Origin of the sequence: Mycolicibacterium hippocampi (assembly GCF_010723735.1) — a bacterium.
Classification (GTDB): Bacteria; Actinomycetota; Actinomycetes; order Mycobacteriales; family Mycobacteriaceae; genus Mycobacterium; species Mycobacterium hippocampi.
On sequence record NZ_BLLB01000002.1, the window covers coordinates 331,593 to 345,850 of the forward strand.

Here is a 14,258-nt window from a genome sequence, read left to right on the forward strand (position 1 = left end):
CCACCGGGAGCCAGATGGTGGTGGCGGCGCTGGTCGCCGCGGCGCTCGCCGTGGTGGCACTGGCCGCCATCGCCCGGGTGGACTGGCCTGCCTACAACTCGTCGAACCAGCTGCACGCCCTGACCACCGTCGGGCAGGTCGGGTGCCTGGTCGGCCTGCTGGCCGGCGGCTGGCTGTACCGGCGCGGCCGCGCTCATGTCGCATGGCTCGCCTCGACGGTGTTCCTGGCGGCGTTCTCGGTCGTCACCCTCGCGATGCCGTTGGGCGCCACCAAGCTCTACCTTTTCGGCATCTCGGTTGACCAGCAGTTCCGCACCGAGTACGTGACCCGCTTCGCCGACTCCCCGGGGCTCCACGACATGACCTACATGGGGCTGCCGCCGTTCTATCCCCCGGGATGGTTCTGGATCGGCGGCCGCCTCGCCGACCTGACCGGCATACCGGCGTGGGAGATGTTCAAACCCTGGTCGATCATCTCGATCACCATCGCGATCGTGCTGGCGTTCGTTCTGTGGGCCAACATGATTCGCTTCGAGTATGCGTTGGTGGTGGCGACGGCCACCGCGGCCGCAGCACTGGCGTACACCCCCGCCGAACCATACGCCGCCGTCATCGCCGTGTTGCTGCCGCCGGTGTTCGTCCTCGCCTGGTCAGGCCTGAGGGGCCGGACGCCCCCCGGCGAGCCCGGTGTCCGGCCGAGCGGCGGCTGGGCAGCGGTCGTCGGCACCGGTCTGTTCCTCGGCGTCGCCGCGCTGTCCTACACCCTGCTGTTCGGCTATGCCGCTTTCACGCTGGCGATCATGGCGGTGCTGCTCGCCGTGTCACGCCGCCATTGGGATCCGCTGCTGCGGCTGCTGACGATCGCGACCATCTCGGGCCTGCTGGCCCTCATCGGCTGGGGCCCCTACCTGCTCGCCGCGGTCCGCGGAGAACGCGCCGTGAGTGGCACCGCCCAGCACTACCTGCCCGTCGACGGCGCCCAGCTGGCTTTCCCGATGCTGCAGTTCACCCTGCTGGGGGCGTTGTGCATGCTCGGCACGCTGTGGCTGGTGATCCGTGCACGCACCTCGACCCGGGCTGGAGCGCTGGCCGTGGCGGTGCTGGCGGTCTACGCCTGGTCGCTGCTGTCGATGCTCACCACGCTGGCCGGCACCACGCTGCTGTCGTTCCGGCTGCAGCCGACGCTGACGATCCTGCTGACCGCGGCGGGCGCCTTCGGCTTCATCGAGGCGACCCGGGCACTTGCCTCGCGGGTCCGCACCGAGAACGCGGGCAGGGTCGTCGCGGTCGCCACCACGGTGGGCGCGCTCGGCGCGGTCACCTTCAGCCAGGACATCCCCGACGTGCTGCGCTCGGACATCGTCGTCGCCTACACCGACACCGACGGGTATGGACAGCGTGCCGACCGTCGCCCGCCGGGTGCGGCGCAGTACTACGCCGAAATCGACGACCGGATCCAACAGGTCACCGATCGTCCGCGCGACGAAACAGTGGTCCTGACCGCCGACTACAGCTTCCTCTCGTACTACCCCTACTACGGCTTCCAGGGGCTGACCTCGCACTACGCCAACCCGCTCGCGCAGTTCGAGAAGCGCGCCGAGGCCATCGAGAGCTGGTCGGTGCTCTCTGATTCCGACGAGTTCATCGCCGCACTCGACGCGCTGCCCTGGGAGCCGCCGTCGGTGTTCCTGATGCGCCAAGGCGGCTCCGGGGACTCCACTGACACCTATACGCTGCGGCTGGCCGAGGACGTCTACCCCAACCAGCCCAACGTGCGCCGTTACCAGGTGGCACTGGAGGCTGAACTGTTCGAGGATTCCCGGTTCGACGTGACAACCATCGGGCCGTTCGTACTGGCCATCCGCAAGCCAATTAGCATCTAGCCCCGTGGTCCGAGAGCCGAGTAACCACCGCACTGCGCGGCTCATCGCGATAGTCGCCGGGCTGCTGGGGACGATGCTGGCCATCGCCACCCCGCTGCTGCCCGTCAACCAGACCACCGCCGAGTTGAACTGGCCGCAGAATGACGTGCTCAGCAGCGTCGACGCTCCGCTGATCGGGTACGTCGCCACCGACCTGGAGATCAGCGTCCCGTGCAGCGTCGCCGCCGGCCTGGACCGGCCCGGCCGTACCGTGCTGCTGTCCACCGTTCCCAAGCAGGCCCCCAACGCCATCGACCGCGGCCTGCTCATCGAGCGGGTGAACAACGACCTTCTTGTCATCGTCCGCAACACGCCGGTGGTCAGCGCCCCGCTGAGCGAGGTACTCAGCCCGGAGTGTGAGGAACTGACGTTCACCGCACACGCCGACAAGGTGACCGGCGAGTTCGTCGGTCTCACCCACGGGCCCGACTCCGAGTCCGCCGGCGAACCGCTGCGCGGCGAGCGCAGCGGCTACGACTTCCGCCCCCAGATCGTCGGGGTGTTCACTGACCTGTCCGGCCCCGCCCCGCCGGGCCTGCAGTTCTCCGCCACCCTCGATACGCGCTACAGCAGCTCCCCCACCGTGCTGAAGCTGCTCGCGATGATCATCGGGGTTGCGATGACCGTCATCTCGCTGGGTGCACTGCACGCGCTGGACCAGGCCGACGGCATGCGGCACCGGCGCTTCCTGCCGTCTCGATGGTGGTCGATGTCGCCGCTGGACGGGGTCGTCACCGCCGTGCTGGTGTGGTGGCACTTCGTCGGCGCCAACACCGCCGATGACGGTTACATCCTGACGATGGCCCGGGTGTCGGAAAACGCCGGCTACATGGCGAACTATTACCGCTGGTTCGGCACGCCCGAGGCGCCGTTCGGCTGGTATTACGACCTGCTGGCGCTGTGGGCCAACGTCAGCACGACCAGCGTCTGGATGCGGCTGCCGACGCTGCTGATGGGGCTCGCCTGCTGGTGGGTGATCAGCCGCGAGGTCATCCCCCGGCTGGGCTCCGCCGTCAAACACAGCCGCGCCGCGGCCTGGACCGCCGCCGGGTTGTTCCTCGCGTTCTGGCTTCCGCTGAACAACGGCCTGCGCCCGGAACCGATCATCGCGCTGGGCATCCTGCTGACGTGGTGTTCGGTCGAGCGGGGGGTGGCCACCAGCAGGCTGCTGCCGGTGGCGGTGGCGGTGATCATCGGAGCGCTGACGTTGTTCTCCGGCCCCACCGGTATCGCCGCCATCGGCGCGCTGCTCGTTGCCATCGGTCCGTTGAAAACGATTGTGGCTGCGCATACTTCGCGATTCGGCTACGCGGCACTGCTCGCACCGATCGCCGCGGCGGGCACCGTCACTATCTTCCTGATCTTCCGGGACCAGACCCTGGCGGCCGAACTGCAGGCCAGCAGTTTCAAGTCGGCCGTCGGCCCGAGCCTGGCCTGGTTCGACGAGCACATCCGCTACTCGCGCCTGTTCACCACCAGCCCGGACGGGTCGGTGGCCCGCCGCTTCGCGGTGCTGACGTTGCTGCTCGCGCTGGCCGTCGCGGTGGCGATGTCGCTGCGCAAGGGCAGGATCCCCGGCACTGCGCTGGGCCCGAGCCGGCGCATCATCGGGATCACCGTCATCGCGTTCCTGGCGATGATGTTCACCCCCACCAAGTGGACCCACCACTTCGGCGTGTTCGCCGGGCTGGCCGGATCGCTGGGTGCGCTGGCCGCGGTCGCCGTCTCCGCCGCGGCGATGCGCTCCCGCCGCAACCGCACGTTGTTCGCCGCCGCAGTGCTGTTCGTCACCGCGCTGTCGTTCGCGACGGTCAACGGCTGGTGGTACGTCTCGAATTTCGGTGTGCCGTGGTCGAACGACTTCCCGCGGTGGCAGATCGGCTTCACCACCCTGCTGCTCGGCCTCTCACTGCTCACCCTTGTGGTGGCAGCCTGGTTCCACTTCACGGGCCGCGGCGGCGCACCGCCCAACGGTGGCCAACGCCGGTGGCGGGCGATCGCCCAGGCACCGCTGGCCACGGCCACGTGGGCGCTGGTGGTCTTCCAGGTGTTGTCTCTGACGCTGGCCATGACCGGCCAGTACCCGGCGTGGACAGTGGGCCGGTCCAACCTGGAGGCGCTGACCGGCAAGACGTGCGGCATGGCCGAGGACGTCCTGGTGGAACAGGACCCCAACGACGGGCTGCTGACGCCCATCGGGGTGCCGGTCGGCGAGGCGCTGGGAACGGTCGGCTCAGACACCGTGGTGGGCTTCGGCCCCAACGGGATTCCCACCGATGTGTCCGCCGATCCGGTGATGGAGGAGTCCGGCGCGGCCAACTTCGCCGACACCCCGAGCGGCGAACCCACCGAGATCGAGGCGGGCACCGAAGGGGGGACCACCGCCGCCGCGGGGGTCAACGGCTCCCGTGCCCGGCTGCCGTACGGTCTCGACCCCGCCCGCACGCCGCTGATGGGCAGCTGGCGCAGCGGCACCCAGCAACCGGCCAGACTGCAGTCGGCGTGGTACCAGCTGCCCGACGGGTGGAGCCAGGGCGACCGGTCCGACTCGCTGCTCGTGGTGTCGGCGGCCGGGCGGTTCGACAATGCCGAGGTGGCCGTGGAATGGGCCGGCGCTGCGGACGACGAACCGGCAGGCCGCATGGACCTGATCGACGTCGGTGCCGCTCCGGCCTGGCGCAATCTGCGCGCACCGCTGGCGGCGATCCCCGCCGACGCGACCAGGATCCGGTTGGTCGCCTCCGATGACGACCTCAGCCCACAGCACTGGATCGCCCTGACCCCGCCCCGGATCCCGGTGCTGCGCACCCTTCAGGACGTGGTCGGGTCGACGGACCCGGTGCTCCTCGACTGGCTGGTGGGGTTGGCTTTCCCCTGCCAGCGTCCGTTCGACCACCGCAACGGCGTCATCGAGGTGCCGCAGTGGCGCATCCTGCCCGACCGGTTCGGCGCCGAGGCGAACTCGCCGGTGATGGACTACCTGGGAGGCGGCCCGCTGGGCATCACCGAACTGCTGCTGCGTTCCAGGACCGTCCCCACCTATCTGAAGTACGACTGGTTCCGCGACTGGGGCTCCCTGCAGCGGCTGACCCCCTACTACCCTGACGCCGAACCGGCACGATTGGATCTCGGTTCGGCGACGCGCAGCGGCTTGTGGAGCCCAGCGCCGCTGCGTCTCAGCTAGCTCGCCTACCATCGAGCCTCGTGCCTGACCGGACTGCCCGCCTCATCGCGATCGTCGCGGGTGTGCTGGGAATGCTGCTTTGCGCACTCGCGCCGCTGCTACCGGTCAACCAGACGACCGCCACCATTGCGTGGCCGCAGAGCGTCGACAGCGACGGCAACATCGAGAGCGTCACCGCCCCGCTGGTGTCGGGCGCTCCCCGATCGCTCGACGCCGTCATCCCCTGCCAGGCAGTGGCCACGCTGCCCGACGACAGCGAACTGGTGTTCTCCACCATCCCGCCCGGCGGCATCGAGGCCGGCCGCAACGGCTTGTTCGTGCGCGCCTACGCCGATGCCGTCGTCGTGGCGTTCCGTGACTCCGTCGCCGCCGTGGCGCCGCGGGAGGCCGTTGAGTCCGGAGCCTGCAGTGAGATCCGGATGTGGGCGAACGTCGGCGAGGTGGGTGCCGACTTCGTCGGCATTCCCGGCGCTACGGGCACGCTCCCCGCGGAGAAGAAGCCGCAGGTTGCGGGTCTCTTCACCGAGCTGGCGGTGCCGGCCGATACCGGCGTGTCCGCCACCGTCGACGTCGACACCCGGTTCATCACCTCGCCCACCACGCTCAAGCTGGCGGTGATGGTGCTCGGCGTCGCCTGCGTGGTCGCGTCGATCGTGGCCCTGGCGCTGCTGGACCGCGCCGCGGGTCGCAGCCCGCCGAGGCAGGGCCGCCGCAGACGTGCCCGGCTGGCTACGTGGCTCGCCGACACCGGGGTGATCGGGGTGCTGCTGGTGTGGCACTTCGTCGGGCCGCAGTCGTCGGACGACGGCTACAACCTGACCATCGCACGGGTGTCCGGTGAAGCCGGCTACATCACCAACTACTACCGGTTCTTCGGCACCTCCGAGGCCCCCTTCGACTGGTACCAGAGCGTCCTGGCCCAGCTGGCGCAGGTCAGCACCGCAGGCATCTGGATGCGGTTGCCGGCCACCGCCGCCGCCATCGGGACGTGGCTGATCCTGAGCCGCTGGGTGCTGCCGCGCCTCGGCGGCCGACTGGCCCGCAACCGGGTGGCGGTGTGGACCGCCGGTGCGGTGTTCCTCGCCGCGTGGCTGCCGTTCAACAACGGTCTGCGCCCCGAACCGCTGATCGCGTTCGGGGTGATCGCCGTGTGGATGCTCGTGGAGATCACGCTGGGGTCGCGTCGGCTGGCTCCCGCCGCCGCGGCGATCGTGGTCGCGGTGTTCTGCGTGACCCTGGCTCCGCAGGGGTTGGTCGCGCTGGCACCGCTGCTGGTCGGCGCACGCGCCATCACCCGCATCCTCGCCGAGCGCCGCGCGGCCGGTGGAACGGCGGCCGCGCTGGCCCCGCTGGCCACGTTCCTGGCGTCGGCGTCGCTGATCTTCGTCGTGGTGTTCCGCGACCAGACGCTGGCAACCGTCGCCGAGTCGGCCCGCATCAAGTACGTCGTCGGCCCGACCATCCCGTGGTACCAGGAGTTCCTGCGCTACTACTTCGTGATGGTCGAGGACAGCGTGGACGCGTCGCTGACCCGCCGCTTCTCCGTACTGCTGCTGCTGTTGTGTCTCTTCGGATTGCTGGTGGTGCTGCTGCGCCGCGGCACCGTGCCCGGTGCGGTCAACGGGCCCGTGTGGCGGCTGACCGGCACCACCGCGATCGGCCTGCTGCTGTTGTTCTTCACACCCACCAAATGGGGGGTTCAGTTCGGCGTGTTCGCCGGGGTGGCGGGCGCCCTCGGCGCGGTCACCGCTTTCGCGTTCGCCCGCGTCGGCCTGCACAGCCGCCGGAATCTGGCGCTGTACGTGACCGCGCTGCTGTTCGTGCTGGCATGGGCGAACGCCGGAATCAACGGCTGGTTCTACGTCGGCAACTACGGGGTGCCGTGGTTCGACCGGCAACCGGTGATCTTCGGTTTCCCCGTCACCACGATCTTTCTGCTGCTGGCGATCGGTTGCGGCCTGCTCGCCGGCTGGCTGCACTTCCGGATGGACTACGCCGGGCACACCGAGGTCGCCGACACCGGGCGCAACCGGGCGCTGGCGTCCACCCCGCTGCTGGTGGTGGCCACCATCATGGTGTTGCTGTCGGTCGGTTCGATGCTCAAGGCCACTGCCGGGCGCTACCCGGTGTACACCACCGGCGCGGCGAACCTGTCGGCGCTGAAGGCCGCCCTGCCCGGGGGTTCGTCCCGCAGCTGCGCGATGGCCGACGCCGTGCTCGTCGAGCCCGACACGAACGCCGGCATGCTGCAACCGGTTCCGGGCCAGCAGTTCGGTGAGTACGGGCCGCTGGGCGGCGAGGACCCGGTGGGATTCACCCCCAACGGCGTCAGCGACACCCTGGAGCCTGCCGAACCGGTGGCCGCCAACCCCGGGTTGGTGAACTCCGACGGACCGGTCGACAAACCGAACATCGGGATCGCGTACGCGGCCGGGACCGGGGGTGGTTACGGGCCCGAGGGTGTCAACGGATCCCGGGTGTTCCTGCCGTTCGGCCTGGACCCGGACCGCACGCCGGTGATGGGCAGCTACGACGAGAACACCCTGGCCGCCGAGGCGACGTCGGTCTGGTATCAGCTGCCTCCGCGCAGCCCGGACCGGCCGCTGGTGAGCGTCGCCGCCGCGGGTGCCATCTGGTACTACGAGGAGGACGGCGAGTTCAGCTACGGGCAGTCGCTGAAGCTGCAGTGGGGGGTGCTCCGTCCCGACGGCTCCTACGAGGCGCTCAACGAGGTGCAGCCGATCGACATCTTCCCGCAGACGGCCTGGCGCAACCTGCGCTTCCCGTTGTCCACGGCACCGCCGGAGGCGAACGTGGCGCGCATCGTCGCCGACGACCCGAACCTGTCCGACGACCAGTGGTTCGGGTTCACCCCGCCGCGGGTGCCGGTGCTGCAGACCGCGAGTGAGTTCCTCGGCACCGAGACCCCGGTGCTGATGGACATCGCCACCGCAGCGAACTTCCCGTGCCAGCGGCCGTTCGCCGAACACCTCGGGGTGGCCGAGCTCCCGGAGTACCGGATCCTGCCGAACTTCAAGCAGCTGGTGTCCTCGTCGAACCAGTGGCAGTCCGCCGATGACGGCGGTCCCTTCCTGTTCATCCAGGCGCTGCTGAGGACGTCGACGATCCCGACGTACCTGCGCGACGACTGGTATCGGGACTGGGGCTCGATCGAGCGCTACACCCGGGTGGTGCCCCGCGATGAAGCGCCCGAGGCCGCGATCGAGGAAGGATCGACACGAGTGTTCGGCTGGAGTCGCGGCGGACCGATCAGGGCGCTCCCGTGAGCCCGGCCTTCGACGATGTCAGGATCGCCCGCTGGGTCGCCACAGTCGCAGGACTGCTGGGTTTCGTGCTGGCCGTGGCCACGCCGCTGCTGCCGGTCACCCAGACCACGGCGACGCTGAACTGGCCTCAGCAGGGCCAGCTGAGCAACGTCACCGCGCCACTGATCTCCCAGGCGCCGGTCAGCCTGACCGCCACGGTGCCCTGTGAGGTCATCGCGACGATGCCCGACGACGGCGGCCTGGTCCTGGGCACCGCGCCGGCCGAGGGACGCGACGCCGCGCTGAACGCGATGCTGGTCAACGTCACCGAGACCCGCGTCGACGTGATCGTCCGCAACGTCGTCGTGGCCAGCGTGGACCGCGACCGCATCACCGGGCCGCCGGGCTGCTCCCGGCTGGAGATCACGTCGTCGCTGGACGGCACCTTCGCCGAGTTCGTCGGCCTGACCCAGCTCTCCGGCGAGGATGCCGGTGAACCCCAACGCACCGGCTTCCCCGACCCCAACCTGCGGCCCGCCATCGTCGGTGTGTTCACCGACCTGACCGGTCCGGCGCCCGCCGGTATGCAGTTCGAGGCCAGCATCGACACCCGCTTCACCACGCACCCGACGGCGCTGAAGCTGATCGCGATGCTGCTGGCGGTGGTCTCGACCGTCGTCGCGCTGCTGGCCCTGTGGCGACTGGACCGGCTCGACGGGCGGCGGATGCGCCGCCTCATCCCGTCGCGGTGGCGGACCGCCGGACCTGTCGACGGGGTCGTGGTCGGCGGGTTCGCGCTCTGGTACGTCATCGGCGCCAACTCGTCGGACGACGGTTACATCCTCGGCATGGCCCGGGTGGCCGACCACGCCGGCTACATGTCGAACTACTTCCGCTGGTTCGGCAGCCCGGAGGACCCGTTCGGCTGGTACTACAACGTGCTGGCGCTGATGACCCGGGTCAGCGATGCCAGCATCTGGATCCGGCTGCCGGATCTGATCTGTGCGCTGGTGTGCTGGTTGCTGCTGTCGCGGGAGGTGCTGCCCCGGCTGGGACCCGCGGTCTCGGGAAGCAAGGCGGCGATGTGGGCCGCCGGGCTGGTGCTGCTTGCGGCGTGGATGCCGTTCAACAACGGGTTGCGGCCCGAGGGCCAGATCGCCACCGGAGCACTGGTCACCTACGTGCTGATCGAGCGGGCCATCAGCTCGGGCCGGCTGACGCCCGCGGCGCTGGCGATCACCACCGCCGCGTTCACGCTCGGCATCCAGCCGACCGGTCTGATCGCGGTGGCGGCGCTGGTGGCCGGCGGCAGGCCGATCCTGCGGATCCTGGTGCGACGCCGCCGATCCGTCGGCACCTGGCCGCTGGTGGCGCCGCTGCTGGCCGCCGGCACGATCGTGCTGAGCGTGGTGTTCGCCGACCAGACGCTGGCGACGGTGTTGGAAGCCACCAGGATTCGCACCGCGATCGGCCCCAGCCAGGAGTGGTTCACCGAGATCCTGCGGTATTACTACCTGATCCTGCCGACGACCGATGCCGCGATCTCCCGGCGGTTCGCGTTCCTGTTCACCGCGCTGTGTCTGTTCCCCGCACTGTTCATGATGTTGCGGCGCAAGCGCATTGCCGGGGTGGCACGCGGTCCGGCCTGGCGCTTGATGGGCGTCATCTTCGCCACGATCTTCTTCCTGATGTTCACCCCCACCAAGTGGATCCACCACTTCGGTCTGTTCGCCGCCGTCGGTGGCGCGATGGCGGCGCTGGCGACGGTGCTGGTGTCGCCGGTGGTGTTGCGCTCGGCGCGCAACCGGATGGCGTTCCTGTCGCTGGTGTTCTTCGTGTTGGCGTTGTGTTTCGCGTCGACGAACGGCTGGTGGTATGTCTCCAACTTCGGTGCCCCGTTCAACAACTCGGTGCCGCAACTCGGCGGGGTGACGGTCAGCACCATGTTCATGGTGCTGTTCGTGATCGCCGCACTGTGGGCGTTCTGGCTGCATCTGACGTCGCGGCACGAGTCGCGGGTCGTCGACAAGCTCACTGCCGCACCGATACCGATCGCCGCCGGTTTGATGGTGGTCGTGTTCGTGGCCTCGATGGTCATCGGCGTGGTCCGCCAGTACCCGACCTACTCCAACGGGTGGGCCAATGTGCGCGCCTTCGTCGGGGGCTGCGGCATGGCCGACGACGTGCTCGTCGAACCTGACTCCAACGACGGGTTCCTGCAGCCCGCCGCCGGCGACGCAGGCCGGCTCTCCTGGGGCCCGCTGGGCCCACTCGGCGGGACCGACCCGGAGGGCTTCTCGCCCAACGGCGTTCCCGACCGGATCATCGCCGAAGCGATCCGGCTCAACACTCCGCAGCCCGGCACCGATTACGACTGGAACCAGCCGTCGGAACTCTCCGAGCCCGGGGTCAACGGCTCGACCGTGCCGCTGCCCTACGGACTCGACCCCGAGCAGGTCCCGGTTGCGGGAACGTATTCCACTGGCGCCCAAGAGGAGAGCCGGCTGGCTTCGGCGTGGTACGACCTGCCCGCCGCCGACGACGCGCACCCACTCGTGGTGATCACCGCGGCCGGCACCATCTCCGGGCGCAGCGTCACCGAGGGTGTCAGCTCCGGTGAGACGGTGGAACTCGAGTACGCCCGGCGCGGACCCGACGGAACCCTCGAGCCGGCCGGCCGGGTCAGCCCGTTCGATATCGGCCCCACGCCGTCGTGGCGCAATCTGCGTTACCCGCGCGACCAGATCCCCGGCGACGCCGTCGCGGTCCGGGTTATCGCCGAGGATCTCTCGCTGAGCCAGGGCGACTGGGTGGCCGTCACGCCGCCACGGGTGCCAGAGGTGCGCTCGGTGCAGGAGTTCATCGGTTCCGAGCAGCCGGTCCTGCTGGACTGGGCGGTCGGCCTCGCGTTCCCCTGCCAGCAACCGATGCTGCACGCCAACGGCGTCACCGAGGTGCCGAAGTTCCGCATCTCGCCCGACTACCTCGCCAAGCTGCAGAGCACCGACACCTGGCAGGACGGCGTCAACGGTGGCCTGCTGGGGATCACCGACCTGCTGCTGCGAGCCTCGGTGATGTCGACCTACCTGTCGCAGGACTGGGGTCAGGACTGGGGGTCGCTGCGCCGGTTCGACACCATCGTCGACGCCGAACCCGCCGAGATCGCATTGGGTTCGACCACCCATTCGGGGCTGTGGTCTCCGGGGCCGATCCGGATCGGCCCCTGAGTTCAGGACGCGGCGTCGTTGGCGCCGGGGTCGGTGTTCTCCTGCAGGATGTCGTCGTGGCAGTCCACCTGGGTCTTGCCCGTCTGCTCCATGCACACCAGGACCGGCGCGGCGGTGCCGGGCGCACCGGTCGGGTGGGTGATCTCGCCGGGGTACAGCGACCAGAGCGGGGCGCCCGACGACGACAGGCGCGCGCAGTACGCCGGGTCGCCGGCCTCGGTGACCCCGGCGGCGCCCAGGGTCGCGCAGTCGGCGCCGACGACGATCACCGGTAGCGTCGTGCTGCCGGCGCCGGTCGGGGTTGCGGTGGGCGGCGCCGCGGTGGTCGCCGGGCGGCGCTCGTGACGCTCGTAGAGTGCCAGAAACGCCGCTGCGGCCACCGCGAGGGCCGACAACCCAAGGGCCAGCACCACCGGCGTCCGGCGGCGGGTCCGCGGCACGGCCGCGCTCTTGGCATGGCGAGGGCCTGTCGGAGCGACGGCGGCCAAGGTCGCGTCGGCGTCGGTTGCGCCGACCCCGGTCCGGTTGCCCAGCGCCCGGGCGAAGTCCACACAGCGCTCGAAGCGGTCGGCAGGCGACTTCGCCAACGCCTTCTCGAAAACGCCTCCCATGAATGACAGTTCGGGTCTGGACACCCCGATCTGCGGCGGCTTGGCGGTCAGATGCTGGCTGATGACGATCGCCGGGTTCGAGTGTTGGAACGGCGGCGATCCGGTCAACAGCTGGTACGCCGTGGCCGCCAGCGCGTACTGGTCGGCGCGACCGTCGATCCGCTTGTCGGCGGTGAGCTGCTCCGGCGCGGAGTACGCGACCGTCCCCACGGTCATGTTCGTGCCGGTGAGGTTGCTGATCTCACCGACCCTGCGGGCGATCCCGAAGTCCGCCAACATGATCCGCTCATCAGCGGTCCCGGGCTCGGCGATCAGGATGTTGGCCGGTTTCACATCGCGGTGCAGCAGGCCGCGCTGGTGGGCGTAGTCGAGCGCCTCCCCCACCGCGGTCACGATGCGCACCACCAGATCCGGCGGCATGCCCCGCGGGTACCGCTCGGTGAGCAGGCGCGCGGCGTCGGTGCCCTCGACATGATCCATCGAGATCCACAGCCGGCCCTCGTGGTCACCGCAGTCGTGCACCGCGACGATGTGCGGATGCCACAGCGTGGCCGCGATGTCGGCCTCCCGGTTGAACCGCTCCCGGTACTCGCTGTCGGCACAGACCGTCGCCGACAGCACCTTCAGCGCATCCTGACGCGGCAGCCTCGGGTGCTCGGCCAGGTACACCTCGCCCATGCCCCCGGAACCCAGCATCCGCAGGATCGTGTAACCCGCGATCACGTCGCCGTCGGTCAGCATGGGCGGACGCCGGCCTGATCACCGGTGGCGGTCACGGAATCCCTGCCTGCGGCCCCGCACCCGGCCGACGAATCCTGGATCCGGGACCTCCGCGGTCACCGTCTTGGTGGATTCGCGGATGATGGCTGGCAGATTCACCCCGTCGATCACCTCGTTGGCCAGGCCCACGAGATCGATACGGGCGATCACCGCGTCGATCGCCTCGGCGTGCAGGCGGTCACGCACGATGGCGGTGAGGTCGAGTTCGTCGATCGCGGCTGCCACGATGAGCGAGAGTACGGCTTGCGCCTCGTGTCTGCCGCGCGTGAACAACCCACCCACCACCGGCAACCCCTCACAGGTCCGGTAGGCCTCCAGCAACACAGACGACGGCGGCGGCTCAGTCACGGTGCATCCTCAGTGCGGCGCCCCGAGGTACGGGACCTCGGGCAGGATGTCGGTGTGCGGGCTCAGCCCCGGCGACGGCCTGGCCTTCTTGGTGAGGAACGCGATGCGGTACCCGGCGACGTCGTCGGTCAGGGTTCTGCCGTTCGGGTACTTCGCCGGCTGGTTCGGGTTGTAGGTGAGGACGTCGGGCAGCGTGCCCTCGGCGTTTATCGCCGAGATCGCCTCGTCCCTGGTGTAACCGCCGGTGCGGGCCATCAACTCGATGAGATGCCCGATCCAGCGTTCCCTGTCCCGGTTGGGCTCACCTGCGTTGTAGTCGTCTCTGGTGTCCGCGGTGGTGATCAGGTTGCCTATCCACGGATGGCCGATCCGGTCCGCGTGCACCCACTCGTCGTCGGAGAGCAGGCTGCAGCGCGCCCAGATCCGGACGTCGGGATCGGCGCTCAGGTAGCTGTTGGGCAGCTCGATCATCATCGCGATGACGTTGGCCTGCGCGCGGGAATCCCGGCCGCTGCCGTCGAGGTCGACGAATGCCGGGTCACTGCGCGCGCCCGCGAAGAAGGTGAACCCGCCCGATCCGACGGTCTTGGGCGGTGTCGCGTCGAACGACACCTCGATGTCGCCGAAGATCCTGGATCCGACCGCGGCGATCGCCGAGGCCTGGTTGCCGACGGCGAGGTAGACGTCCACCGTCTGGCGACCCTCCACCGGAGCGGAGAACACGAAGCTGAACGCGATGTCGTTGCGCAGGTCGCCGTTGTGGTCGATGGCCAGCCGGTAGACCGCGCCCGGGTGCAGCGCCTCGCCCTCGGGATTGGCTGTCAGGATGAGCGCGGTCCGGGACGGGTCGGCCGGCGACTGGAACACGTACAGGTCCAGCAGGTCCAGCCGGGGGTCGTCCATCGGGGCGCCGGGGCTCA

Annotated in this window: 7 protein-coding genes; 4 read left to right on the top strand and 3 right to left on the bottom strand. The window is 69.7% G+C overall.

Features of this window, described 5'->3' with window-relative positions; genetic code table 11:
* Positions 1-14 precede the first annotated feature (14 nt).
* From G6N53_RS02605 to G6N53_RS02620, 4 genes are all read left to right on the top strand, one after another.
* Positions 15-1,883 carry a galactan 5-O-arabinofuranosyltransferase gene (locus G6N53_RS02605; protein WP_163895351.1) on the top strand — a complete coding sequence of 623 codons (1,869 nt, stop codon included), beginning with the start codon at positions 15-17 and terminating at the stop codon, positions 1,881-1,883.
* 4 nt (positions 1,884-1,887) lie between these two features.
* The gene (locus G6N53_RS02610) at positions 1,888-5,106 is read left to right on the top strand and encodes an arabinosyltransferase domain-containing protein (protein WP_205390260.1); all 3,219 of its coding nucleotides are present in this window, start codon (positions 1,888-1,890) and stop codon (positions 5,104-5,106) included.
* A 71-nt stretch (positions 5,107-5,177) separates the two neighbouring features.
* Positions 5,178-8,393, top strand: coding sequence for an arabinosyltransferase domain-containing protein (locus G6N53_RS02615; protein ID WP_163895355.1), 3,216 nt, complete (start codon positions 5,178-5,180; stop codon positions 8,391-8,393).
* Complete coding sequence (locus tag G6N53_RS02620) at positions 8,390-11,599, top strand: arabinosyltransferase domain-containing protein (protein WP_163886860.1); 3,210 nt, start codon at positions 8,390-8,392, stop codon at positions 11,597-11,599. Before G6N53_RS02615 ends, G6N53_RS02620 begins: the two co-directional genes overlap by 4 nt.
* A 2-nt stretch (positions 11,600-11,601) precedes the next feature.
* Here G6N53_RS02620 and G6N53_RS02625 read toward each other — a convergent pair whose 3' ends face one another.
* Genes G6N53_RS02625 through G6N53_RS02635 form a run of 3 tightly spaced genes read right to left on the bottom strand, consistent with a single transcriptional unit; the run spans position 11,602 to position 14,241 of the window.
* The gene (locus tag G6N53_RS02625) at positions 11,602-12,951 is read right to left on the bottom strand and encodes a serine/threonine-protein kinase (protein WP_163886862.1); all 1,350 of its coding nucleotides are present in this window, start codon (positions 12,949-12,951) and stop codon (positions 11,602-11,604) included.
* A gap of 18 nt (positions 12,952-12,969) precedes the next feature.
* The gene (locus G6N53_RS02630) at positions 12,970-13,338 is read right to left on the bottom strand and encodes a hypothetical protein (protein ID WP_237166343.1); all 369 of its coding nucleotides are present in this window, start codon (positions 13,336-13,338) and stop codon (positions 12,970-12,972) included.
* Positions 13,339-13,347: 9 nt separating this feature from the next.
* On the bottom strand, positions 13,348-14,241 hold the full coding sequence (locus tag G6N53_RS02635; RefSeq protein ID WP_163895359.1) for a DUF4331 family protein: 894 nt from the start codon (positions 14,239-14,241) through the stop codon (positions 13,348-13,350).
* Between the last annotated feature and the right edge of the window lie 17 nt (positions 14,242-14,258).